The sequence below is a fragment of the Flavobacterium johnsoniae genome (assembly GCF_001879205.1).
GTDB classification, from domain to species: Bacteria; Bacteroidota; Bacteroidia; order Flavobacteriales; family Flavobacteriaceae; genus Flavobacterium; species Flavobacterium johnsoniae_A.
This window is the reverse complement of the sequence record NZ_MLFK01000001.1, coordinates 339990-365276: the sequence shown is the minus strand read 5'-3', so window position 1 is coordinate 365276 and position 25287 is coordinate 339990. Positions and strand designations below refer to the sequence as shown.

The 25287-nt window shown below is 33.9% G+C and carries 27 protein-coding genes and 2 tRNA genes; 14 read left to right on the top strand and 15 right to left on the bottom strand.

Features of this window, described 5'->3' with window-relative positions; all coding sequences use genetic code 11:
- Positions 1–52: 52 nt before the first annotated feature.
- The 4 genes from rmuC to BKM63_RS01700 all read left to right on the top strand — a co-directional run bounded on the left by rmuC (position 53) and on the right by BKM63_RS01700 (position 3333).
- Positions 53–1426, top strand: coding sequence for a DNA recombination protein RmuC (gene rmuC, locus BKM63_RS01715; RefSeq protein ID WP_071634947.1), 1374 nt, complete (start codon positions 53–55; stop codon positions 1424–1426).
- Positions 1427–1548: 122 nt separating this feature from the next.
- Positions 1549–2097 (top strand): acyl-CoA thioesterase, encoded by a 549-nt coding sequence (locus BKM63_RS01710; protein WP_071634946.1) that lies wholly within the window; start codon positions 1549–1551, stop codon positions 2095–2097.
- Between the two features lie 41 nt (positions 2098–2138).
- Complete coding sequence (locus BKM63_RS01705; RefSeq protein WP_071634945.1) at positions 2139–2534, top strand: VOC family protein; 396 nt, start codon at positions 2139–2141, stop codon at positions 2532–2534.
- A 226-nt stretch (positions 2535–2760) separates the two neighbouring features.
- The gene (locus BKM63_RS01700; protein WP_071634944.1) at positions 2761–3333 is read left to right on the top strand and encodes a YceI family protein; all 573 of its coding nucleotides are present in this window, start codon (positions 2761–2763) and stop codon (positions 3331–3333) included.
- Between the two features lies 1 nt (position 3334).
- Here BKM63_RS01700 and BKM63_RS01695 read toward each other — a convergent pair whose 3' ends face one another.
- Entirely contained in the window at positions 3335–4246 is a 912-nt protein-coding gene (locus tag BKM63_RS01695; protein WP_071634943.1) for a TIGR01777 family oxidoreductase, read from the bottom strand.
- A 98-nt stretch (positions 4247–4344) separates the two neighbouring features.
- Here BKM63_RS01695 and BKM63_RS01690 point away from each other — a divergent pair, with 98 nt between their 5' ends.
- Both BKM63_RS01690 and BKM63_RS01685 read left to right on the top strand, forming a co-directional pair.
- A complete protein-coding gene (locus BKM63_RS01690) occupies positions 4345–5004 on the top strand; it encodes a TetR family transcriptional regulator C-terminal domain-containing protein (RefSeq protein ID WP_071634942.1) in 660 nt (219 codons plus the stop codon).
- Positions 5004–6308: an ABC1 kinase family protein gene (locus tag BKM63_RS01685; protein WP_071634941.1), complete on the top strand. Its 1305-nt coding sequence runs from the start codon at positions 5004–5006 to the stop codon at positions 6306–6308. The genes BKM63_RS01690 and BKM63_RS01685 overlap by 1 nt, the downstream gene beginning before the upstream one ends.
- Before the next feature lie 225 nt (positions 6309–6533).
- Here BKM63_RS01685 and BKM63_RS01680 read toward each other — a convergent pair whose 3' ends face one another.
- The 7 genes from BKM63_RS01680 to BKM63_RS01650 all read right to left on the bottom strand — a co-directional run bounded on the left by BKM63_RS01680 (position 6534) and on the right by BKM63_RS01650 (position 12974).
- Entirely contained in the window at positions 6534–7829 is a 1296-nt protein-coding gene (locus BKM63_RS01680; RefSeq protein ID WP_071634940.1) for a cryptochrome/photolyase family protein, read from the bottom strand.
- Positions 7830–7908: 79 nt separating this feature from the next.
- On the bottom strand, positions 7909–8376 hold the full coding sequence (locus tag BKM63_RS01675) for an SRPBCC family protein (protein WP_071634939.1): 468 nt from the start codon (positions 8374–8376) through the stop codon (positions 7909–7911).
- Between the two features lie 130 nt (positions 8377–8506).
- Positions 8507–8947: a sterol desaturase family protein gene (locus BKM63_RS01670; protein ID WP_071634938.1), complete on the bottom strand. Its 441-nt coding sequence runs from the start codon at positions 8945–8947 to the stop codon at positions 8507–8509.
- 75 nt (positions 8948–9022) lie between these two features.
- The gene (locus BKM63_RS01665; protein WP_071634937.1) at positions 9023–9862 is read right to left on the bottom strand and encodes a phytoene/squalene synthase family protein; all 840 of its coding nucleotides are present in this window, start codon (positions 9860–9862) and stop codon (positions 9023–9025) included.
- Positions 9863–9865: 3 nt separating this feature from the next.
- On the bottom strand, positions 9866–11332 hold the full coding sequence (locus BKM63_RS01660) for a phytoene desaturase family protein (protein WP_071634936.1): 1467 nt from the start codon (positions 11330–11332) through the stop codon (positions 9866–9868).
- A gap of 37 nt (positions 11333–11369) precedes the next feature.
- Positions 11370–12269 carry a MerR family transcriptional regulator gene (locus BKM63_RS01655; RefSeq protein WP_071634935.1) on the bottom strand — a complete coding sequence of 300 codons (900 nt, stop codon included), beginning with the start codon at positions 12267–12269 and terminating at the stop codon, positions 11370–11372.
- 204 nt (positions 12270–12473) lie between these two features.
- A complete protein-coding gene (locus tag BKM63_RS01650) occupies positions 12474–12974 on the bottom strand; it encodes a tetratricopeptide repeat protein (protein ID WP_242661077.1) in 501 nt (166 codons plus the stop codon).
- A gap of 280 nt (positions 12975–13254) precedes the next feature.
- Between BKM63_RS01650 and BKM63_RS01645 the strand changes: the two genes are divergently transcribed.
- Positions 13255–13806, top strand: coding sequence for a GNAT family N-acetyltransferase (locus BKM63_RS01645; RefSeq protein ID WP_071634933.1), 552 nt, complete (start codon positions 13255–13257; stop codon positions 13804–13806).
- A 79-nt stretch (positions 13807–13885) separates the two neighbouring features.
- Here the strand turns inward: BKM63_RS01645 and BKM63_RS01640 are convergent.
- Positions 13886–13958 (bottom strand) — tRNA-Lys (locus BKM63_RS01640).
- A 44-nt stretch (positions 13959–14002) separates the two neighbouring features.
- Positions 14003–14075 (bottom strand) — tRNA-Lys (locus BKM63_RS01635).
- A 127-nt stretch (positions 14076–14202) separates the two neighbouring features.
- On the opposite strand from BKM63_RS01635, the gene BKM63_RS01630 reads away from it, so the two are divergent.
- Positions 14203–14721, top strand: coding sequence for a shikimate kinase (locus BKM63_RS01630; protein ID WP_071634932.1), 519 nt, complete (start codon positions 14203–14205; stop codon positions 14719–14721).
- Here BKM63_RS01630 and BKM63_RS01625 read toward each other — a convergent pair.
- Together BKM63_RS01625 and BKM63_RS01620 are read right to left on the bottom strand one after the other, a co-directional pair.
- Positions 14713–15213 (bottom strand): phosphoribosyltransferase domain-containing protein, encoded by a 501-nt coding sequence (locus tag BKM63_RS01625; protein ID WP_071634931.1) that lies wholly within the window; start codon positions 15211–15213, stop codon positions 14713–14715. The genes BKM63_RS01630 and BKM63_RS01625 overlap by 9 nt on opposite strands.
- 144 nt (positions 15214–15357) lie before the next feature.
- On the bottom strand, positions 15358–15750 hold the full coding sequence (locus BKM63_RS01620; RefSeq protein WP_071634930.1) for an RNA-binding S4 domain-containing protein: 393 nt from the start codon (positions 15748–15750) through the stop codon (positions 15358–15360).
- Positions 15751–15829: 79 nt separating this feature from the next.
- Between BKM63_RS01620 and BKM63_RS01615 the strand changes: the two genes are divergently transcribed.
- Complete coding sequence (locus BKM63_RS01615) at positions 15830–16990, top strand: FKBP-type peptidyl-prolyl cis-trans isomerase (RefSeq protein ID WP_071634929.1); 1161 nt, start codon at positions 15830–15832, stop codon at positions 16988–16990.
- Between the two features lie 240 nt (positions 16991–17230).
- On the top strand, positions 17231–18184 hold the full coding sequence (locus BKM63_RS01610) for a hypothetical protein (RefSeq protein ID WP_071634928.1): 954 nt from the start codon (positions 17231–17233) through the stop codon (positions 18182–18184).
- 63 nt (positions 18185–18247) lie between these two features.
- Here the strand turns inward: BKM63_RS01610 and BKM63_RS01605 are convergent, their stop codons facing one another.
- The 3 genes from BKM63_RS01605 to BKM63_RS01595 form a co-directional block, all read right to left on the bottom strand.
- Positions 18248–19201 carry a transketolase family protein gene (locus BKM63_RS01605; protein ID WP_071634927.1) on the bottom strand — a complete coding sequence of 318 codons (954 nt, stop codon included), beginning with the start codon at positions 19199–19201 and terminating at the stop codon, positions 18248–18250.
- 81 nt (positions 19202–19282) lie between these two features.
- Positions 19283–20134, bottom strand: a complete 852-nt coding sequence (locus tag BKM63_RS01600) for a transketolase (RefSeq protein ID WP_071634926.1) — start codon at positions 20132–20134, stop codon at positions 19283–19285.
- Between the two features lie 249 nt (positions 20135–20383).
- Positions 20384–20686: a hypothetical protein gene (locus BKM63_RS01595; protein WP_071634925.1), complete on the bottom strand. Its 303-nt coding sequence runs from the start codon at positions 20684–20686 to the stop codon at positions 20384–20386.
- Positions 20687–21017: 331 nt separating this feature from the next.
- On the opposite strand from BKM63_RS01595, the gene tgt reads away from it, so the two are divergent.
- The 4 genes from tgt (at position 21018) to BKM63_RS01575 (ending at position 25243) form a co-directional block, all read left to right on the top strand.
- Entirely contained in the window at positions 21018–22148 is a 1131-nt protein-coding gene (gene tgt / locus BKM63_RS01590) for a tRNA guanosine(34) transglycosylase Tgt (RefSeq protein WP_071634924.1), read from the top strand.
- Between the two features lie 66 nt (positions 22149–22214).
- Positions 22215–23303, top strand: a complete 1089-nt coding sequence (locus tag BKM63_RS01585; RefSeq protein WP_071634923.1) for an LptF/LptG family permease — start codon at positions 22215–22217, stop codon at positions 23301–23303.
- Entirely contained in the window at positions 23290–24177 is an 888-nt protein-coding gene (locus BKM63_RS01580) for a DMT family transporter (RefSeq protein ID WP_071634922.1), read from the top strand. The genes BKM63_RS01585 and BKM63_RS01580 overlap by 14 nt, the downstream gene beginning before the upstream one ends.
- A gap of 112 nt (positions 24178–24289) precedes the next feature.
- Entirely contained in the window at positions 24290–25243 is a 954-nt protein-coding gene (locus tag BKM63_RS01575) for an acetyl-CoA carboxylase carboxyltransferase subunit alpha (protein WP_071634921.1), read from the top strand.
- Positions 25244–25287: the final 44 nt, after the last annotated feature.

Below are 25287 nucleotides of genomic sequence, written 5' to 3'. Positions count from 1 at the left end.
AAAAACACCAACTACGTATTATTGCGTACTTTTACTTAAAAAAAACTTAGCTATGTTTGATTTTCTTTCGTATTTATTGGCTTTTGTAATCGCTTTAATCTTAGGGATATACTTAGGAAAAGTATTGTCTTCGGCTAAATTTCAGTCAGAGAAAGTTTCTTTAGAAGAAAGATTGAATGCAAATACCAATCAGTTTCAAGTGCAGAAAGAACAATTTGAGACGGAAAGAAATAATTTTCAGAAACAACTTCAAGTTATCAATTCTGAGAAAGAAAATATCCGGACAGAAAAAGACAGTCTTGCCATTCAGCTTTCTAAAAAAGAAGTTGATTTCGAAAATTTATGGGAACGTCATAAAGAACAAAAAAGTGAAATAAACGAACTGCAGGAAAAATTTACAAAAGAATTTGAAAACCTGGCTAATAAAATCCTTGAAGAGAAATCGGCTAAATTCACAGAACAGAATAGTGAGAATATGAAAAATATCCTGTTGCCGCTTCAGGATAAAATTCATGTATTTGAACAAAAGGTCGATCAAACACATAAAGAAAGTATCGATTATCATGCGGCACTTCGCCAGCAGATTATAGGTCTAAGCGAAATGAACGCTCAAATGAGCAAAGAAACCCTGAACCTGACAAAAGCATTAAAAGGCGACAGTAAAATGCAGGGAAATTGGGGCGAATTGGTTTTAGAACGCGTTCTGGAAAAATCCGGTTTAGAAAAAGGGAGGGAATATGAAGTACAGCAGAGTTTTGTAAACAGTGAAGGAAATCGCGTTTTTCCTGATGTTGTAATCAATCTGCCGGACGGAAAGAAAATGATTGTCGATTCTAAAGTTTCTCTGGTTGCTTATGAAAAATGGGTTAACGAAGAATCGGATCTGTTGAAAATCGATTGGCTTAGAGAACACGTTTTATCCATTAAACGCCACGTAGAACAACTCGGAAATAAAAACTACCACGATTTGTACCAAATAGAAAGCCCGGATTTTGTTTTGCTTTTTATCCCGATAGAACCTGCGTTTGCCATTGCACTAAATGAAGATTCAACTTTATATAATAAAGCCTTTGACCGCAATATTGTAATTGTGACCCCAAGTACATTGCTGGCAACACTGCGAACAATAGATAGTATGTGGGCGAATCAGAAACAACAGGAAAATGCTTTCGAAATTGCGCGCCAGGCCGGAGCGCTATACGATAAATTTGAGGGTTTCGTAACCGATTTGGTAAGAATTGGCAATAAAATCAAAGATACCAAAACTGAATATGAAAGTGCTATGAATAAGTTAGTTGACGGTAAAGGAAACTTAATTTCTAGTGTAGAAAGATTGAAAAAAATGGGAGCGAAAGCCAAGAAATCTCTTCCGGAGAACATTATCAACAGGGCTTTAAATACGGATGAAAACGAATTATTGAATTAGAAAATATTAAACACATAGCACACTATATTTATTTGAAAAAGTGAAACACCTTTTTCTAAATTAAAAGCGATGCTTCTATGTGTTAAAAAAATAACTATAGAAATTTCCAAAAACACAAAAACATGACTGCAGATTTTAAACCCGTTTCATCATCCAAAATTAGTATATCAGAGTTAATGCTTCCGTCGCATACCAACTTCAGCGGTAAAATTCACGGAGGATATATTTTACAATTACTGGATCAGATTGCTTTTGCTTCGGCATCAAAATTTAGCGGTAATTACTGTGTAACAGCTTCTGTTGATACAGTAAACTTTCTTAAACCAATAGAAGTGGGCGAGCTGGTAACCATGAAAGCTTCGGTTAATTATGTGGGAAGAAGTTCGATGATTGTAGGGATTCGCGTTGAGGCAGAAAATATTCAAACCGGAGTGATCAAGCATTGTAATTCGTCTTATTTTACAATGGTTGCCAAAGACAAAGACGGCAAAAGTGTTCAGGTTCCAGGCCTGATTTTGTCTAATTTAGAAGAAGTGAGACGATTTAGAAAAGCAATTAAACACATCGAGGTTCGAAAAGAAGTAGAAGAACATGAAAAAATTGCCAACATAAACTCAATTGAAGATTTAGCAAGCTTAGATAAATACAATGTACTTTTAGAAATCAGCTAAATTTCCTATCTTTATTAAATACACATTTAAATAAAGAAATCATGGTAAAGTTTGGATATACAATTTTATACGTTGAAGACGTAGAAAAATCAATAGAATTTTATGAAAATGCATTTGGATTTGCACGAAAATTTGTGAGTCCCGAAAATGATTATGGCGAATTAAATACAGGCGGCACCACACTTTCGTTTGCATCAAAAAACCTGGGTGTTCAAAATCTGGAAGACGGCTTTATTGAAAGTACTTTAGAAGATAAACCTTTTGCGATAGAATTGGCTTTTGTAACAGATGATGTAGGCGATTTGGTACAAAAGGCAACTTCACTGGGAGCTGTTTTGGTTGCCGAACCAAAGAAAAAACCGTGGGGACAAGTTGTATCTTATGTGAGAGATCTTGATGGTTTTTTAATTGAGATTTGTACCCCGGTAGAAATGTAATTTTAAAAAGAAATACCATTTCACATTATACATTTTACAATTAAAATATTCACAAATATTTAGCATTAGGGCCAGAACTTCGCATGTAGAAATTTCGTAACTTTAAGTGTAATCATAAGGTTACGAAATTTTTTCACGGAGTACTGCCGTTCTATTTTTTTAAGTCCAGTTTTTTCTCTTCTTAAAAAGTGAATAGAATGACATAATTGTTTAACTGCTGACGATTATGAAAAGAACTACATCACTTATTTTACTTTTTACCGCATTCTCATTATTTGCCCAGGACAAGTTTAAAACCAGTACGGCAATTGTAAATTTTGAAGCCTCTGTGCCTTTTTTTGAAGAGGTGAAAGCGGTAAATAAGCTCGGAACAATTGTTCTTGAACCTCAATCCAGTACCCTTATTTGTACTGTCGTAGTAAAAGATTTTCGTTTTAAAATGGATTTAATGCAAGAACATTTTAACGATAATTATTTAGAAACCAACCGATATCCAAAAGCAGTCTTTAAAGGCAAAATTGAAAAATTTGATTTAAAAGATGTTGATGGTCTTGAAAAAGAATACAATGTAAAAGGGAAGCTTTACCTGCACGGGAAATCGAAGATTATAGAAATGAAAGCTTTGATAAAAAGAGTACCGGAAGGCATACAAATAGCTTGCAATTACCCTATTTCAGTTTCTGATTTTAATATAGCAATACCAAGTGTTGTGGCTAATAAAATTTCGAGTACGGCCAACACTAATTTACTTGGGGTTGTACAGAATGAGGAAGAAAAAAAGTATCTGACTTTGAAATAACTTAATGTATGCAGCTTATTAATGCTTTTTCTAAATCGGTGAATTGAAATTCAAATCCGGTTTTTTGTATTTTTTCTGATGACACCCTTTGCCCTTTTAAAATGGCCTCGCTCATTTCTCCTAAACCAATTCTAAGAATAAACGGAGGAACTTTAGGAAGCCAGATGGCATATCCGTATAATGCTGCCAGAATCTTAGAGAATCTGGAATTTGTGGTATTATCTGTAACGGCAGCATTGTACGGACCATGCATTTTATCGTCTACAACCGATTTACAGTAAATTTGGCATAAATCTTCGATATGAATCCAGGGTAGATATTGTTTTCCTGTTCCTAAAACAGCACCAAAACCCGATTTAAAACTGGGGTTTACCTTTTTTAAAAAACCTTCATCTTTTCCCAAAACAATTCCAGTCCGGATTTTTACGGTTCGAATGCCGAATGCTTCAATTTTATCGACAGCATTTTCCCATATCTGGCAGGTTGTTCCCAGAAAATCGTCTGCAGGAGGAGTTTCTTCTGTACAAATTTTATGGCTGGTAACTGCCCCGTAAATTCCAACTGCCGAAGACGAGATAAAAGCATTTAGCTTTTTATTGTGTTTTTCTAAAACCGAAAAAATCAAATCGATGGGTTTTGTACGGCTTTCTAAAATTGCTTTTTTTCTCTTTTCGGTCCATCTTTTTTCTACGATTCCTTCACCTGCAAGATGAATGATGTAATCTGCGTTTAAAACCGCATTTTCATCAATATAATTTTTATTTAAATCCCAATTGTAATATTTTATTTCAGGAGTGTTTTCTTTGTTGCTGCGACTCAAAACAGACACAGAATATCCAGCATCAATAAGAACGTTTGTTAAATGTTTTCCAATGAATCCGCTTCCGCCGGTTAATAGAACATTTTGAGCCATAATAGTTTATAATATATTTAACAGTACATATTGTTTAAGGATTAGTAAAGGTACTTAAACAATGTTTACCTTTATGGCAAATTCTAAATTTTAATAAAATGGCGACTAAAAAAAAGGAAATTACCAAAGATTACATCGTTTCAACATATATGAATGAAGTTTTGGAAAAAGGACAAAAACCAAAATCGGTTTATCATTTTGCCAAAGAGAATGATTTTAGCGAAGCCGAATTTTATTCCTTTTTTGGAACATTAGAAGGTTTAGAAAAAGAAATATTCCGACTGTTTTTTGAAAACACAGTCAACTTGCTTCATAAAAACGAGGAATATCAGCAATATGATATGAAGAATAAAATGCTGAGCTTTTATTTTACCTTCTTCGAGATTTTAACGGCAAACAGAAGTTACGTTTTACAAACGCTGAAAGTCGATCGAAATCCGCTTAAAAATTTAGTGCAGCTGGCCACACTTCGAGAAAGTTTCAAGAGTTATGTTTCGGAAATTTTAACTGATGATTATAGATTAGAGCAGGAAAAATTGCAGAAATTTCAGGAAAGCGCTATTCAGGAATCGGCCTGGCTGCAATTGATGCTTACAATTAAATTTTGGATGGAAGATGAATCTGCTGCATTTGAGAAAACCGATATTTTTATCGAAAAATCAGTTAATGCTTCATTTGAGTTAATGAATGTTGCGCCTATGAACCATTTGATAGATTTGGGCAAATTTCTATTCAAAGAAAAAATATACAGTAAATAATGAAAACGATCGATTATATTCCAACTTCAAAAATAGAAAGAGCCGGAAAACTGGTTCAAACCGGGGCTAAAATTGGAGTAAACTATGTAAAGCACTATGCCGAAAAAATAGTCAATCCTGATTTAACCCGAGATAAACTAAACGAAAATAACGCCGAAGACATTTATGACGGACTAAAAAGCTTAAAAGGAAGTGCTTTGAAAGTAGCTCAAATGTTAAGCATGGACAAAAATTTTCTGCCGCAGGCTTATGTAGAGAAATTTTCGTTGTCGCAATTTTCAGTACCGCCGCTTTCTGCACCTTTGGTTTTAAAAACATTCAAAAATAATTTTGGAAAAACGCCTTATGAAATTTTTGATGAATTTAATCCAAATTCAGTAAACGCGGCAAGTATTGGACAGGTACATCTGGCTAAGAAAAATGATAAAAAACTAGCGGTTAAAATTCAATATCCCGGTGTTGCAAACAGTATTTCGTCTGATTTGGCGCTGGTAAAACCAATTGCGATTAGAATGTTTAATCTGCAGGGAAAAGATTCAGATAAATATTTCAAAGAAGTTGAAGATAAACTTATAGAAGAAACGAATTATTTGTTAGAATTAAAACAAAGCCAGGAAGTTGTTGATGCCTGCAGTAAGATAGAAAATATCATTTTCCCAAATTATTATCCGGAGTTTTCATCCGAGAAAATTATTACGATGGATTGGATGACGGGGATTCATCTTTCTGAATTTACAGCAGTAAATACAGATCAGGAAGTTGGCGATAAAATAGGGCAGGCACTTTGGGATTTTTATATGTATCAAATTCACGTTTTACGCAAAGTACACGCAGATCCGCATCCGGGGAATTTTTTGGTTGATGATCAAAACCATTTGATTGCTTTAGATTTTGGGTGTATGAAACAGATTCCGGATGATTTCTATACACCGTATTTCGAATTAATCAACAAAAACGTAATTACGGATCAAGCTTTGTTTAATCAAAAGTTATTTGAATTAGAAATTCTTCGTCCCGATGATACGGCGGCAGAAGTCGAATATTTTACCGAAATGTTCCATGATTTGTTATCACTTTTTACCAAACCTTTTCAAAACGAAACTTTCGATTTTGCCGATGAAACTTTCTTTAATGCCATCGCCGAATTAGGGAAACGCTTTTCTGAAGATACAAATTTGAAAAAAATGAACGGAAATCGTGGTTCTAAGCACTTTATTTACATGAACCGTACTTTCTTTGGTTTGTACAACTTAATGTTTGATTTGAAGGCGAAAATTGTTGTTGATAATTATTTGAAATACTAGACTGGGAAATTCCAATATAAAATATTCAAATTCCAAATTTTATTCTCATAGAACTTTGTCAAAGTTAAAAACTTTGACAAAGTTTTTTTTTTCGTCTAATTTGTGATCCCTCGTTCCTCGGGATGACAATATTGCAAAGATTTACTTATGCGATCCTTTATCAGAATAACAATAATGATTATAAATCTGCTCAATCTGCCAAATCTGCGGGAAGCCAAAAAAAACTTATTTCAAAATTCCAGCCTTATAAGTTGCAATGGCACGATCTCTCGCAAAAGCATGATCGACCATTGGAGCATTATAACCAAAATCGAATTCAGGAATCCATTTGCGGATATACTCGCCTTTTTCGTCAAATTTCTTTTGCTGGATTTCCGGATTAAAAACCCTGAAGTATGGCGCAGCATCACAGCCTGTTCCTGCGGCCCATTGCCAGTTTCCTACATTTGAAGCTAATTCGAAATCCAGCAGTTTTTCGGCAAAATAAGCTTCGCCCCACTGCCAGTTAATTAGTAAATGTTTGCATAAAAAACTCGCCACGACCATGCGCACGCGATTGTGCATATAACCCGTTTCATTAAGCTGACGCATTCCGGCATCGACCATTGGGTAACCTGTAGTTCCGGAACACCATCGTTTAAAATCATCTTCGTTATTTCTCCATTGGATTCCATCATAAGCTGATTTAAAATTATGATTGACACAATTCGGAAAACTGAAAAGAATTTGAATAAAGAACTCTCGCCAAATTAATTCGCTTAAAAATGTCTGGTTTTTTCTATTGGCCCAATTGACTAATTTGCGAATACTTACTGTTCCAAAACGTAAATGAGGCGAAAGATAAGATGTGCTGTCAAGAGCAGGGAAATCTCTTGTTTCTTTATAACTGCCAATTTGTGTAAGGTTGTGCGGCTGTACTTTTATCGTGCTTCTTTCAAATCCAATTGCGGCTAAATCAGGAAATGGAAATTGATTTTTTGCAAAGCTGGATTGAAATGAACTCGCATCGTATTCTGGAGCTGATCCTGATAAATGATACTTTTCGAGCCATTTATTTTTATAAGGTGTATAAACAGTATACGGAAGTCCGTCGGCTTTTGTGATTTCTTTTTCTTCAAAAATAACATGGTCTTTAAAGGAAAAACATTCGATGTTGTTTTCTTTTAATAAAGAACAAATCGCTGAATCTCTCTGGATGGCAAAAGGTTCGTAATCTTTATTGAAAAATACGTTTTGAATATCAAATTCGTGTATAAGTGATTGCCAGATTTCTTTTGTTTTTCCTTTTTTTATTAAAATCGAAGATCTCAGTGAGTTGAGTTCGGTATTGATTTTTTGAAGTGAATCGTATATAAAGCTTACTCTGGCATCGTTTTTTGGAAGATTATCCAGAATATCATCATCAAAAATAAATAGAGGAATTAAAGGAAAATCAGATTGTAAAGCGTGAAATAATCCGGTATTGTCTTCTAAACGTAAATCGCGTCTAAACCAGAAAAAGGAAACTTTTTGTTTTGTCATTGTTTTGATGATCTTTTTTTGCCACACATCTCACAGATTAAAAAAGATCTCTGATCTGTATTCATTTGTGAACCTGTATCTATTTTTTGGAATTAAACAATTCTTCGATTTTTTTGTAACGGAAATCAAAAATGCTTTTTAGTTTGTTCTTTACAACTAAGTGATTCATAATTCGGCCGAGAAAGCCAAATGGCAGGGCATAATGAACGACATCTGTCATTTTAGTGCCGCCGTCTGGTGCTGGCTCAAAAAAATGTTTGTGATGCCATAATGCGTATGGACCGAAACGTTGTTCGTCTACAAAATATTCATTCTGCTGCGAAATTGTGATGATGGTCATCCAGTTGATTTTAATTCCTAAAATTGGTTTTAAAGTATAAGTAATCACTTGTCCGGGATACATGCGTTTGTTGTCAAAATCCTGGATTTCGAAACTCATGGTATCCGGTGTTATAATTTGAAGGTTTTGTGGGCTTGAGAAAAAATCCCAACATTCTTCGATACCGGCATTTAGATGTTGTACAGTTTGTAATTTATATACTTTCATTTCTTATAAATCAATTGATGTAAATGTTTCTTGTAATACGTGAGCGTTAGGGGTTGCAGTGGAGCTCTCCCGATTTTTCATCGGGAAGCGGGAACGGAAAACCCGGCCCTTGGGGAACGCCCAAATAATGCTACATTTTATAATATTTTAAAGGTACAAACAGCATTCCGAAACATTCTCCGTGTTCTTTATTGAGGTGTTTATGATGTATTTTATGTGCTTTTCGAAGTCCGATGAGGTATTTGTTTTTGGTGTTTTTGAACCATTTAAACCGTTGGTGAATCAAGACATCGTGAATTAAAAAATAGCAGACTCCGTAAAGCGTAACACCGCAGGCAATGAAAAACAAATAGTTGAACCCGCCCTGAACACCGAAATAAAATAAAAGAATACTCGGGATTGCAAAAATGACAAAGAAAATATCATTGCGTTCAAAAGTATGCTCGTATTTGGGCTGATGATGATCTGCGTGAAAATACCACATAAAACCGTGCATTACGTATTTGTGAGTAAGCCAAGTTACACATTCCATAAACAGAAAAACGCCCAAAAAGATTAAAAAAGAAATCATTTTTTATGTTTTGAATTTATTATAATAATTGTTTGATCGTGTCATTTACGCATTCTTGTCATTTCGAAGGAGAAATTATACTAGCTTTAATTTATATGTTACAAAAGACTGTGCTAAAAGTCCGGCTTTTGTATAGTTGGAAACGCGTATTCTTGAGTTTCCAATTTCATAGTATGGCGTGTTTTTTAGTTTTTTGAGCAGTTTTCTGTAATAAACATAAGCAGTATATACTCCAAATTTTGCTTCTATTGGCAGTTTTACAATTCCCTGATAGGCAATGCGGAAATCTTCTTCGATTTCTTTAATAATCTGCTCTTTTGCATCTTCGTTGAAATTATTGAGATTAACACCCGGAAAATAAGTACGGTTTAAAATCGTGTTGTCATCTTTTAAATCTCTAAGGAAATTAACTTTCTGAAAAGCCGATCCCAAACGCATTGCTTCGTTTTTTAATTGTTCGTATTTATGCTCTTTACCGCAGACAAAGACTTTTAAACACATTAACCCCACAACATCTGCAGAGCCGTAAATATAATCTGCATATTCGGTTTGAGTGTTGTAAGTTGATTTAATGAGATCTAGTTTCATGCTTTTTAAAAAAGCCTGAACCAAATCGTCGGTAATATTGTATTGTTTTACGGTATGCTGAAAAGAGTTTAGAATTGGATTTAAGCTGATGCCCAGTTCCATTGCTTTGTAATATTCTTTTTCGAAATCGGCAATGAGGTATTCTTTTTCATATTCGTGAAATGAATCTACAATTTCATCGGCGAAGCGAACAAATCCGTAAATGCTGTAAATAGCATCACGAATGCTTGGCGACAGCATTTTGACTGCAATCGAAAAAGACGAGCTGTAATTTTTGGTAACCAATTTACTGCATTTGAAAGAAACGGCGTCGAATAGTGATTTCATTTTTTAAGATCTTAGAGATTTTTGAATTAATTCAGCTGCTAGTTTTCCTGAAATTAAGGCAGGCGGAACACCTGGTCCGGGAACGGTTAATTGTCCCGTGAAATATAAATTCCTGACTTTTTTGCTTTTTAATTTGGGTCTTAAAAATGCAGTTTGTAATAGGGTATTGGCCATTCCGTAGGCATTTCCTTTGTATGCATTATAATCTGTTACAAAGTCGTTTTTGCAAAATGACTTTTTAAATATAATATTATTTCTGATTTCCTGCTCGGTAAGTTTTTCAAAACGGGTAATTATTTTTTCGAAATATTCTTCGCGCAGTGCTTCGCTGTCTTCTATTCCCGGTGCAAGCGGAATTAAGAAGAAGCCTGTTTCCATTCCGTCTGGTGCTGCTGTTAAATCTGTTTTGGATGGAAAATTGGCGTAAAACAAAGGAGATTCTGGCCATTTTGGGTTGTCGTAAATATCAACAGCATGCTGATTAAAATCAGTGTCAAAAAATAAAGCATGGTGCGAAATGTTTTCTATTTTTTTGTTGAAACCAATAAAAAACAGAAGGGATGATGGAGCAAAAATTCGGCTTTCCCAATATTTTTCAGAATATACACGATGTTCTTTTTTTAATAAAGTTTCGGTATGCTCATAGTCGGCGCCGCTTAAAACAATATCGGCTTTTATTATTTCTCCTTTGATTACGATACCTGTAGCGGTTTTATTTTCAACTATTATACTTTCGATTGGTGAATTGGTTTTTATAGTAACTCCCAGTTCTAAGGCTAATTTTTCAATTCCTCTAATAACATCAAACATTCCGGTTTTTGGGTGCCAGGTTCCCAGTCCAAAATCAGCATAATTCATAAAATTATAAAACGATGGTGTTTTGGTTGGTTTAGCGCCTAGAAATAAAACAGGAAATTCGAGAATCTGAATTAGTTTTTCGTTTTTGAATTTCTTCCGGATATCAGCACTTACATTTCCAAAAAACTGATTGAGTTTTAAAGCAGTTTCTTTTGTTATTAATTCAAGTGGTGAAACTCCCGGACGATAGACTAAATCTTTTATCGCGATATCGTAATTGCTTTTGGCCTGATTGATAAAGTTTTCGAGTTTTTGACCACTTCCTTTTTCAATGTTTTCAAAAGTGTTTTTAATGTCTTCTAAATTATCATAAATGCTAATAAAATCATTGATTCCAAAATAGACGCGATAGGCAGGATTTAGTTTGATGAGTTCGTAATAATCGGACGTTTTTTTATTAAAGTCCTTAAAAAAGCGCTCAAAAACATCTGGCATCCAGTACCAGCTTGGTCCCATATCGAATGTAAAACCTTCTTTTTTAAATTGTCTTGCACGACCGCCAATCGATTGATTTTTTTCATAAATAGTGACCTTGTTTCCTTGCTTTGCCAAGTAACATGAAGCGGCTAACGAAGAAAAGCCTGATCCTATTATTGTGATAGTTTTTGTCATTTGTTTAACAAATATACAAAAACTTTAAACAAAATAATTATATTGAATCCATTGTTTCTTCCATGGAGTCAAAAATGCGGATTCTTTCAGGTAAAACTTTCTTGTCAATATGTTCTACCATTTTTCCCATAAGCCATATTTCGTTGTTTTTTTGCAGTAACTTTTGTCCCATCGATTTGACGTATTGGTTTATTACACTGCGATCTGGCTGTATGGTCATGAAAGATACAAAAGTGATATTCTCGAAATGTTTGGTTAAATCCTGCAGGTTTTCGATAGGCATGCTTTCGCCAAGGTAAATAGTTTTGTATCCTCGGGACAGGATTTCATATTGAAGGTAAAGCAGTCCTATTTGATGAATTTCATTTAAAGGAAGTGACAGAACAAAAATTCGGTCTGTTTTTGTTGGTTTTTGAATTTGGAGGCTTTCGGTGTAAATTAAGATTTTCTGCTTAATCAAATGACTCATGAAATGTTCATTTGCAGGCGTGATAGTTTCAGACTGCCATAACAATCCTAATTCTTTTAATAAAGGTAAAAAATGATCTTTAAAAACTTCTTTAAATGTTTTTTCAGAAATAAGCCAGTCAAACGTATTGAAGAATAATTCCTGGTCAAAATTCATCATCGCCATTTTAAAAGATGTAATGGCATAGTTTTGCGAGTTTTTCTTTGAAATTATTTCACGAACTAACTGCGGAATCTTTTCGTCCGGATAAGTTGCGATTTTAGAAATCTTATAACCGTATTCGTGTAGTAAAGTAATGTTTAAAAGTTTCTGTAAATTCTGTAAGTTATAAAGCCTGATATTAGTATCTGTACGCATTGGTTCAAGGATGTTATATCTTTTTTCCCAAATACGGATGGTGTGTGCTTTTATACCGGATAAATTCTCGAGATCTTTTATACTGAAAACAGTTTTTATGTTGTTTATCATTTTTTTCGATTAGGTGAACAAAAGTAAAACAAAATCTCAAAAAATAGGTGAAACTTGTTAAAAATGATAGATTCTTAGCGGTTTACGACGCTTTTAAATTCTAGATTATATTTTGAAAAAATGTTTTGAAAGATTTTATAATGTATAAAAAAAGCAATCTGTAAATAAAATTTTACAGATTGCTTTTTTGTATTTGGCTTTTTGTTATTTACAAAATGTAGCTTTGTTTTTTGCGGCACTTTGACTTCCTAGTTCAATTGCTTTAGAGAAATCTTTACAGGCATTTTTCTTGTCTCCAATTTTGTTGTAAGCTAAACCTCTTAAATTATAAGCGATATAATCTTTAGGGTTTAATCCAAGCGATGAGGTGCAGTCGTCAATAGTTCCTTGGTAGTTTTGCAATTTGTAGTTTACATTAGCTCTTCCGGTGAAAGCGTCTGCATTCATGCTGTCTAAATCAATTGTCTTGCTAAAATCAGCCTGAGCGCCTTTTAGATCATTTAATTTAAATTTTGCAACACCTCTGTTTTGGTAAGCTTCTACAAATTTAGAATTCATGCTGATGGCTTTCGTGTAATCAGAAATGGCGCCTTTTGTGTTGCCGGCTTCGGCTTTTTTCATGGCTTTATCGAAATAAGCCGTTGCAGACTGTGCCCATGAAGAGCAGGATATCATAATGAATGATATCAATAGTAGGTTTTTCATAAAAACTAATTTGGGATTAGCGGTTAATTATTCTTGGACGAATGTAAGGAAGTTTTTGTTTTATAAAAGAAACTCTTTTGTGAAATAAGCATTATTTTATTGTTTGATAATTTGTGAGCTTATTAATTTTATATTTGATAAAAAACAAACCTTGAAATCTATAAAACATATACATCCAGTTTGAGGCTGATATGTCTTATGTTATCAGCATCATATACCAGTTAGCGGCAGGCAAAAGCTAAAATTTCGCATCAAAAAATTAATCAAAAAAAATTACAGCATGGAATTGGATTTTAAAGATTTTCCTATACTAATAACCGAAAGATTAATATTAAGAAATATTGAAAACACTGATGTTGTTTTAATTCATCAATTACATTCTGATGCAATTGTAAATGCTTTTGTTGGAAGAGATAATTCTTCAAGCTTAAAAAAAGCAGAAGAATACATAATTAAAATGCAAAATTTAGTAGCGAAAAATGAATGCATTTATTGGGTTATAACAGAAAAAGGAAATAATAATCTAATAGGTTCAGTTTGTTTATGGAATTTTGATGTAAAAAATGAAATTGTAGAAATAGGATATGAAATGCTGAATGAATTTCAAGGTAAAGGCATAATGACTGAAGCAATCAAAAAAATTATAGAATATACGTTTGAAAAAATGAAAGCAAAAATAATAACAGCTTTTCCGTCTTCTGACAATATTAATTCTGTATCAATATTAAAAAAAATGAACTTTGAATTGGAGAGGAAAAAATATAATAATACCCATCAGAATATAAAAAATCTGGTAACTTATACTTTACGGAATAGCCAAATTAATAACTAAAACTGCTGGTAATTAATAAGCCGCGCTCCACATGGCTAAAAATGAAAAAAGGTCAAGTAAATTAATACCTGACCTTTTGTGACCCGACTGGGGCTCGAACCCAGGACCCCATCATTAAAAGTGATGTGCTCTACCGACTGAGCTATCGAGTCATTGCTTTCAAGAAACTTATTTTGTTAATCACAAATTTGTTTTGTGACCCGACTGGGGCTCGAACCCAGGACCCCATCATTAAAAGTGATGTGCTCTACCGACTGAGCTATCGAGTCATATTCGTTTCTTGAATGCGGGTGCAAATATAAGGAGTTTTTTTTGAAGTTTCCAAGCGATTTTATTATAAATTTGTCTTTTTTTTGGAAAAGTTTCCAATTGCTTAGTTTATAAGGTTTTATTAATATGAAAAAAATTGTACTGTTAGGTTATATGGGTTGCGGAAAGTCTACGATTGCCCAAAATTTGTCTAAAATCACAGAAATTCCCTTTTTAGATTTAGATGTTTGCATCGAAAAAAAAGCAAATTTATCGATAAAAGAGATTTTTGAGCAGTTTGGAGAAATTCATTTTCGCAAATTAGAGCACGAAATGTTCTTAGAATTACTTCAATCTCCGGAAAACAGCATTATTGGTTTAGGCGGAGGAACTCCCTGCTATGCAAATAATCATTTATTATTGCAGAGAGAGGATATCGATTCTATTTATCTTAAAGCATCAATTGATACTTTATATAATAGATTAGTATATAATAAGAGTAAACGTCCTCTAATTGCAGATATGAATGAGGAGGAGATGAAAGAGTTTATTGCAAAGCATTTGTTCGACAGAAGTTTTTATTACAACCACGCGCAATACAAGGTTGTGGTTGATAATAAAACAGTCGATGAAACAGTTGAGGATATTTTGAAGATCCTAGCTTAAGAACGCATGATTGCCTTCGTTTTTGTCAAATACAACCTGAACATGCTCTAATAAAGACGTAGATAAGGAAATTCCTTTAAAATCTGCCTTTACAGGGTATTTTTTGTGATTTCTATCTACAAGTACTGCTGTTTTGAATTTCTTCAATGGTACGTCAAGAAAATGACGAACAGCATAAATTAGTGTAGTGCCTGAATTTAGTACATCATCAACAAGTACCAATCCTTTGTTCTCGTATTCTTCTTTCTTTAAAGAAGTCTGAATAGGAGACTGCGGATTTTGTTTGTCGATTTTTACTTCGCACAATGAAACTTTAAGTGTAGAGATATTGCTTAGGGCAGCAGCTAGTTTTTCTGCAAAAATAGATCCGTTAGAAGCAATTCCGGCAATTACAACTTCTTCTTCGTCAACAAACGTTTCGTAGATTTGATAAGCTATACGTTTTATCTTGTGTTCGATTTCCTGATTGGTTAAGATGATGTTTTTGCTCATGATTTATTTTTTTTGCTAATATAATTAATTTAAAAGCCAATATAAAAAATCCAAATTCCAATTTCTGAAGCCAGATTTTTAATATTGATCATTTTGATAGTTTTTGGGATTTGGAATTTAAAAATGAGGATTTTTAAGACTCATTTATTCTATTTCTTCTTCCTCATCAATAATGTCATTTCCATATTCGTCAATATCTCTTCGGTCTTTTTTGGTTGGTCTTCCTGTACCGCTTTTACGATAATGTTCCTTCGACAGCTTTAGCAGTTCTAAATGTGCATAAGCTTCCGGCGGTGTTTCGTTTTTACGGTAAATATCTACCAGTTTAGCGCCAACTCGGCTTTCCGGAATATCAAGCACTGTTATAATTTGTGTAATTTGATCTTTTCTAAAAGTAATTCTATCGGTAGGAAATACTTCTTTTGATGGTTTTGCAACCTGCCCGTTTACGGTGATATGGTTCTTTTTACAGGCCTCAGTTACCATGTTTCTGGTCTTGTAATAACGAACGCACCATAAGTATTTATCTATTCTCATAATTTTTCTAAAATCCAAGTTAAATTCTTTACAAAAATAAATCAATATTGTATCTTGCGCACCTAAAAAATTAACAATAATGAATAAATTTAAATATTATTTTATTTTATTACTTGCGGGGATTACGATTGTATCTTGTAAAAAAAGTGATGATGATGATGTTGTAGTAGTGCCTTTAAGAGATTATCAGGAACAATATAACGTTGATAACGCAGATATTGAAGAATATTTAAATACTTATTATATAACTGTAACAGATAGTCCTGGTAACCAAACGGATCAGGATGTTACGTTTACAAAGATTACAGACCCTGCAGCGCAGCCTTCCATAATGTCTTATTTAAATAGTGCTTCGTTTCCGAAATTACTAAGAAGAGATATTGATGTGCACGGAATCATTTATAAAACCTATTATTTGGTTTTAAGAGAAGGTACAGGAACTTCTCCAATGAATACAGATGCTGTTCTTACGGCTTATAAAGGAGAGTACTTAACACGTGTTGCGAAAACGGCAACTGAGCCTGAATATGTAAAAACAACTCAGTTTGAAGAGGTTAAATTTCCGCAGTCACCTTTGGATTTATTTGGTACAATTATAGGCTGGAGCGAGCTTTTTCCTCAGTTTAAAACAGGTGATTCATCAACGGACCCTTCTAACGGAAGTGCAAAATATGAAAATTTTGGAGCTGGGATATTATTCATTCCTTCTGGTTTAGGATATTATGCTGCACCGCCAAGCGGAAGTACGATACCTGCTTATGCTCCTTTAATTTTTAGTATTAAGTTGTATAGCTATAAAAGAATGGATCATGAATATAATGTTTCCAATGGATCTCTTATTTCAAATCCTGATGGAGTTTATGATTATCAGGAGGATTTGAATCATGATGGCTATGTTCGTGATTATAGAAATACTACTTTGTATCCTAACAAACCCGTAAATCCAGATGATACAGATGGAGATGGAATTCCGGATTTCTTAGATCAGGATGATGATGGAGACGGTTACAGCACAAGATTTGAAATTACTAAACCAAGTTATGATTTAGATCCATTGGTTTCTGGTTTGAGTAAATATTATCCTTTCGACCCAATTTCGGATAATCCAGCAACTCCTAATGTAGATGAAACTGAAAGACATGGTATTCCTGCATTTTCAGCAACCGGAGAGCCGGATTATAATTCTCCCGGAAGAATAAGAATTCACGTAGACAAAGATCATCATTCGGCAAAACCGTAATGATTTTAAATAGATAAAAGTAAAAACCTCGAAATTGAATTTCGAGGTTTTTTTTGTTTTTAATTAAAAAAAATAATGAATGTAAAGTAATAATATTATGTTAAGGTTTGTGTCTTAAGTATTGTTTATCAATGTTTTAATGTTCTTGTGTAGGATTTGTTTTCTGTTTTACGGGATCACGTAAGTAATTTACTTATTTAACGTGTAGATTTGAAAGAATAATATTAAAATTTTATAAAAATGAAAAAATTAATTGCATTGTTTTTAGTGTTTACTGCTTTGTCATGCAGCAGCGAAGATCAGGTAAATCAAGAAGTTACTGCTGTAGATAATACAGCTTCAGTTTTAGATGGTAAAATGTTATCATTTAAAAATGAAGAACTTTTTGTTAAAGAGTATTCTGATTTGGCTGATTTAGATACTGATGAGCTTAAGAATTGGGTTGCTTCAAAAAAATTAGTTTCGTTACTAAATACTTCAGACGATTCAGCAAGTATGGAAGAAGATGTATTGTCCGAAACAAGAATTATCTATTCAGATGCATTAAAATCAGTTTTAAATTCGGAATCAAAAGTTAAAATTAATGGTAACGTTTTATGGCTTAATGAACGTACTTTTTATTTGCTTTCTGAGGATGAAATTAATTTAAGTGTTGCAGAGCTTACTAATCGTGAAGCTAAATTGCAAAAATACGGCCAGTTGTTAAGTGTTGCTAAAGTTTCTAAGAATATAACTGGCAGATTAGTTCTTCCTAATGAAAACAGAATAAAATCATTTGCAAGTCCAGAAATAAATGTTAATGGCGGCAGATTGAGACATGTAGTAGATTTGTATAATGAAACTATTGTTTTAAATGATGGTATTCAGTCTAGTAAGATGTATTTAAGATCAACATTGCAATACAGATCATGCTCAACATTAGCTGGCTGCAGATGGAAAGAGGCTATGAATCTTCGATATTTAACGAGTGATTTTCAAGGTAGACCAGGTGATACTACTGGTATTTGGACTATATATGGTATTTATAATAATCCAGCAATATCAGGAACAAAAACCTATCAGGTAGGATCTTGGAAATTCACTGTGCCGTATATGTCAGATGTTAATTTTTATATTTCTGGTCCGATAGTGTGTAGTATTAATGGCGTAGTGCCTACTCCACAAATTTCTATGGAAATGTCCTGGTACTACTAGTAAAACTAAAAAACCTCGAAATTTAATTTCGAGGTTTTTTTATAAAGTAAGAAAAGTAAAAAATTATTTTCTTTTGATCACTCTTTCTACAGCTTCAACAATGGCCTGATTGTTTAATTTGTATTTTTCCATTAATTGTTCTGGAGTTCCAGATTCACCAAAACTGTCGTTTACGGCTACAAATTCTTGTGGAGTTGGATTTTTTAGAGCTAATACTCCAGAAACACTTTCTCCAAGACCTCCAAGATAGTTGTGCTCTTCTGCAGTAACTATACATCTTGTTTTAGCAACCGATTTAAGAATTGCTTCTTCATCAAGAGGTTTAATTGTGTGAATGTTGATTACTTCAGCAGAGATTCCTTTTGCTTCTAAAGCTTCTGCAGCGATAAGAGCTTCCCAAACTAAATGTCCTGTTGCAACAATTGTTACGTCAGTTCCTTCGTTTAGTAAAATTGCTTTCCCAATTACGAATGGTTCGTCAGCAGGAGTAAAGTTAGGTACAACCGGACGGCCAAAACGTAAATAAGCCGGACCATGATGATCTGCCAATGCCAAAGTTGCAGCTTTAGTCTGGTTGTAATCGCAAGTATTGATTACCGTCATTCCTGGTAACATTTTCATTAATCCGATGTCTTCTAAGATTTGGTGAGTTGCCCCGTCTTCTCCTAGAGTTAAACCTGCGTGAGAAGCACAGATTTTTACGTTTTTATCTGAGTAAGCAACAGATTGACGGATTTGATCGTAAACTCTTCCTGTTGAGAAATTAGCGAAAGTTCCTGTAAAAGGAATTTTTCCTCCAATTGTTAAACCTGCAGCGATACCAATCATATTAGCTTCTGCGATTCCAATTTGGAAAAAACGCTCTGGATGATTTTTTTTGAAATCATCAAATTTTAATGATCCAATTAAATCAGCACATAATGCCACAACGTTTTCGTTTTTTTGACCTAATTCAGTCATTCCCGCTCCAAAACCAGAACGAGTATCTTTGCTTCCTGTATTTTCGTATTTTTTCATTTAATTTTCTTTTGAGATGCTGCTCTTCTAAGTGGCTTCGTTAAGTTTTACCGAAAACTGCCACTGAGACTGAACACTTTTTTAATAATCGATTTGATCTGCAGAATAGTTTTGAGCTAGAGCATTTTTCAATTGGTCATCGTTTGGTGCTTTACCATGCCAAGCATGAGTGTGCATCATAAAGTCAACACCATTACCCATTTCAGTGTGTAATAAAATACAAACCGGTTTTCCTTTTCCTGTTCTTGATTTTGCATCTGTTAATCCTGCGATAATAGCATCGATATTGTTTCCTTCAGCAATTTCTAAAACGTCCCAGTCAAAAGCTTCGAATTTTGCACGAAGGCTTCCCATTGCTAAAACTTCGTCTGTAGTTCCGTCAATTTGTTTTCCGTTAACGTCTACGGTTGCAATAAGGTTGTCTACTTTTTTAGCAGAAGCATACATAATAGCTTCCCAGTTTTGACCTTCTTGTAATTCTCCGTCACCGTGTAAAGTAAAAACTAAATGATTATCTCCATTTAATTTTTTAGCTTGTGCAGCACCAAGAGCAACAGATAAACCTTGTCCTAATGATCCAGACGCCATACGAACTCCAGGTAAACCTTCATGAGTTGTTGGGTGCCCTTGTAAACGAGAGTTTAATAATCTAAAAGTTGCAAGTTCTGAAATAGGGAAATAGCCGCTACGTGCTAAAACGCTGTAAAATACTGGAGAAATATGACCATTTGAAAGGAAGAAAATATCTTCTCCAATTCCGTCCATATCAAAACCTTCCTTACGTTCCATAATATTTTGGTAAAGTGTTACCAAAAATTCAGTACAACCTAATGAACCACCTGGGTGACCTGAGTTGACAGCATGTACCATTCTAAGAATATCTCTTCTTACTTGGATCGTTAAATCGCTTAATTGTTGTGTGTTAGGCTTCATTTTATATGTAAAAGTTAAACTGTTGCAAAAGTAATCGTTATTTTGCGGGCTGACAAATGATTTTCTGCTTTAGTTTGCCACAATTGTTAAATTATGATTCTTTTTTTATTGATCTGGAAAAAAAGTTTGAACTCTTGCTGTTAGTCTATAAAAAGTTTTGCCGCAGATTTCACGGATTACAATGATTTTAAAATCTTGCTAATCGGTGAAATCTGCGGCAAAAATAACTGTAACGTTATAAATGAAAGATTAATTTGTATCGCTCTCGCTGTAGAAATTATTTTCTTCGTCTTCAGAACCAATTTCTTCTTGTTCGTCATCAAGTTCTGAGCCGGGAATGTCTAAATCATTTCCTATTTTGTCGCTGTTTTGTTTCCATTCGTGATTGTCCTGATTGATGATTCTTTCTCCGGAAATATCTTCGGGATCAATGTCTTCTAATTTGTTTTCCTGATTGTAGATATCTTCATTTGCCGGGTAATCTAGATTTTCCAGGTTTCTCTCGATTTGTTCATCTTTAATCTGATCTAATTTTTCTTCAGAGTTTATCATGATTTCTAAATTTTTAGTTGATAGTATTTTTATAATAATTAAAATTATGAAATGATGATTGTTAATGTGTTACACTTTAGTAATGTGGTTGTTGTAATTTTTACATTTCCTTGAATTTGTGGTTGATGAATAACTGTAAGGCTTTTTTTTACCACAAAAATGCTTTTAGATTTGATTTTTGTCCCTGATTGTTATAGCCGCTAAATTCAAGTGCTGTCAGGTTTCAGGTTTTGGGTTGATCAGTCATCAAAATCTAATTTTCTAATTGACAAATTATCTACTTAAATTTTCCTCAAATTAGATTATCTTTGCCGACTGAAAAAAGAAACAGATGAAGTTTGATTTATTACAAAAAGATCCGCAGTCTAAAGCTAGGGCGGGAAGTATTACTACTGATCACGGCGTAATTGAAACGCCTATTTTTATGCCCGTAGGAACGGTAGCTTCCGTAAAAGGAGTACATCAGCGAGAGCTGAAAGACGATATTAATCCGGATATTATTCTTGGAAATACATACCATTTATATCTTCGTCCGCAGACAGAAATTCTTGAAAAAGCAGGAGGATTGCATAAATTCATGAATTGGGATCGTAATATTTTGACAGATTCTGGAGGTTATCAGGTATATTCTCTTTCGAGTAATCGAAAAATTAAAGAAGAAGGGGTAAAGTTTAAATCGCATATTGACGGTTCTTACCACTTTTTTACTCCAGAAAATGTAATGGAAATTCAGCGTACTATTGGAGCTGATATTATTATGGCTTTTGATGAGTGCACGCCGTATCCTTGCGATTACAGATATGCACAAAGATCGATGCATATGACGCACCGCTGGCTGGATCGTTGTATTAATCATTTAGACAAAGTGCCTTACAAATACGGTTACGAACAGACTTTTTTTCCGATTGTTCAGGGAAGTACTTATAAGGATCTGCGTCGTCAATCGGCTGAATATATTGCCAATGCCGGACAGCAGGGAAATGCAATTGGAGGCTTATCAGTAGGGGAACCTGCAGAGGAAATGTACGCAATGACCGAAGTAGTATGCGAAATTCTTCCGGAAGATAAACCCCGCTATTTAATGGGTGTGGGAACTCCTATAAATATATTAGAAAATATTGCGTTAGGAATTGATATGTTTGATTGTGTTATGCCAACACGAAATGCAAGAAACGGTATGTTGTTTACGGCAAACGGAACGATCAATATTAAAAATAAAAAGTGGGAAGCTGATTTTTCTCCAATTGATGAAATGGGACATACTTTTGTAGATACAGAATATACAAAAGCCTATTTACGTCATTTGTTTGCTGCTAACGAATATTTAGGAAAACAAATTGCTACAATTCATAATCTTGGTTTCTATATGTGGTTGGTTCGTGAAGCGAGAAAACATATCTTAGCAGGCGATTTTAGACCATGGAAAGAAATGATGGTTAAAAATATGAGTCAAAGACTTTAAAAATAGGTTTATTCGTTTAATCGTTTATTCGGTTAAACGATTTGAACAAATAAACGATTAAACTTTATGCTGTCAATAATAGATAAATACATCTTAAAAAGATATCTCGGAACTTTTTCTGTGATGCTGCTTTTGTTTGCTCCAATCGGAATCGTAATTGACGTTTCTGAAAAAGTAAATAAGATGCTCGAAAACAAGATTCCGTTTATGGATATTGCGTTCTATTATTACAACTTTACTATTTATTTTATCAACTCTTTATTTCCGATATTTCTGTTTCTGTCGGTTATTTGGTTTACTTCAAAACTGGCAAATAATACCGAGATTATTGCGATTTTAAGTTCCGGAATTTCATTTACCCGTTTTCTTCGTCCTTATATTGTTGGGGCTACAATTGTTTCGATCTTTGTTTTGTTAATGGGATTTTTTATTGTGCCTGCAGCGAGTGAAGGCTATAATAATTTTAGGTATACCTATTTAAAAGGGAACGGAAAGGAGCTCATGCGGGGCGAAAATACTAATGTTTACAGACAAATTAATGACCACGATTTTATCTTTGTAAATAGTTTTAATGAAGAATCTAAAACCGCATTTAATTTTACGCTGGAACATTTTGAGAAAGAAAAATTGACTTACAAAATTACAGCGAGCCGTATAAAATGGGATCCTAAAAAGAAAATTTACATTTTGTACGATTATACAAAAAGAACGCTGGGAGATTTAAATGATGTTATAGAGAAAGTTCCGGAAAAAAATGTGAGTTTTAAATTTGAACTTGCTGATTTAACTCCGGTTGTTTACATAGCCGAAACACTGACTTTAGGCAAATTATACGATTTTATCGAAAAAGAAAGAAAAAGAGGTTCAGGAAACATCAATACTTATTTAGTGGTGCTTTATAAAAAATACAGTGTTCCGGTTTCTGCTTTTATCCTTACTATTATTGCGGTTTCGGTTTCTTCAATGAAGCGTCGCGGCGGTATGGGAATGAACCTGGCAATTGGAATCGCGATTGCGTTTTCATTTGTATTTTTTGATAAAATTTTTGGTACTCTTGCCGAAAAATCTTCTTTTTCACCCTTATTAGCTGTCTGGTTCCCAAATATGGTTTTTGGAGCTCTGGCAGTTTACTTATTACGTAATGCGAAACGATAATTTAAAAAGTTACCTAAATCTTCATTTAATAGTTTTTATCTGGGGTTTTACGGCTATTCTTGGTGCTCTTATTACAATCGATGCCGAAAATTTAGTGTGGTACAGAATGTTAATTGCCGGACTTTTTCTTGGCGGGTTTATTGTCTATAAAAAGCAGTCTTTTAAAATATCGGCGCAGTCTTTTGCAAAATTAATTTTTGTTGGATTATTAATTGCACTGCATTGGATTTTCTTCTTTAAAGCGATTCATGTGTCCAACGTTTCGATAACGCTGTCCATTTTTTCGCTTGGAGCCTTTTTTGCTTCGTTATTAGAACCGCTTTTTTACGGAAGAAAAGTACTTTGGTATGAGGTTTTCTTTGGGTTGATTATTATTGCCGGTTTAGGGCTGATATTGCAAGTTGAAATAAAGTACCTTACAGGGGTTTATTATGCTTTGATTTCTATAATTCTGGGGGTTTTGTTTACTTTGATGAATGGGAAATTAATATCAGATCATGAGCCATCCGTTATTACGTTTTACGAATTTGGAGCAGGAGTTTTCTTTATCTCGATTTATTTTTTAGTTATAGGAAAATTTAATGCTGACTTTTTTGTGATGTCACTAAATAACTGGATTTTACTACTGGTTTTGGCTTCTGTTTGTACAGCTTATGCCTTTACCGCATCTGTAAAAGTTATGCAGCGATTAACACCATATACGGTAATGTTAACGACTAATTTAGAGCCGGTTTACGGAATTCTTTTGGCTTATTTTATTCTTGGAGGAAAAGAAAAAATGAGCACAGAATTTTACATTGGCGCCATCATAATTGTTATTACTGTTATTTTAAATGGTGTTTTTAAACATTATAAGAATAAAGAAAAAGTGTAATATTTACCTTATTTTTAAATTACATTTTTGCATTTTAAACACGAATTAATCACACGAATAGTATAATATTTTTATATTTGCGGTTCGATTTAAAAACAAAATTCAAAAATCCATGGAATATTTAGATTTTGAGCTTCCAATAAAAGAACTTGAAGAACAGTTAGAAAAGTGTGTTATAATTGGAAAAGAATCTGACGTTGATGTTACGCCTACTTGTAAAGAAATCAACAAGAAATTAGAACAAACTAAGAAAGAAATATATAAAAACCTTACGGCCTGGCAGCGTGTACAACTGTCAAGGCATCCAAATCGACCATATACATTAGACTATATCAGAGCAATTTGCGGTGATACATTTTTGGAACTTCATGGAGACAGAGGTTTTAAAGATGATAAAGCGATGGTTGGCGGTCTTGGAAAAATAAACGGACAGTCGTTTATGATCGTTGGTCAGCAAAAAGGTTTTAATACAAAAACACGTCAATACCGTAATTTTGGTATGGCAAATCCAGAAGGATACCGTAAAGCTTTGCGTTTAATGAAAATGGCAGAGAAATTTGGAATTCCGGTTTTAACTTTAGTAGATACTCCGGGTGCATATCCTGGTCTTGAAGCTGAAGAAAGAGGACAAGGAGAAGCTATTGCCAGAAACATTTTTGAAATGGTTCGTTTACAAGTGCCAATTATCACTATCATTGTGGGTGAAGGTGCTTCTGGAGGAGCATTAGGAATAGGTGTTGGAGATCGAGTTTATATGTTAGAGAATACTTGGTATTCTGTAATTTCTCCAGAGTCATGTTCGTCTATTTTATGGAAAAGCTGGGAGTACAAAGAACGTGCTGCCGAAGCTTTAAAATTGACTTCGTCTGACATGAAAAAACAAAAGTTAGTTGATGATGTTATTCCGGAACCACTTGGCGGAGCGCACTATGACCGCGAAACTACTTTTAAAACAGTAGCCGAATACATTACAAAAGGATACAACGAATTGAAAGACTTATCAACAGCCGAGCTAATTGCCCAAAGAATGGACAAATACAGCAATATGGGCGAGTATAAAGAGTAAATTCATATAATATGATTAAAAATCCGAAGCCCTGCGGTTTCGGA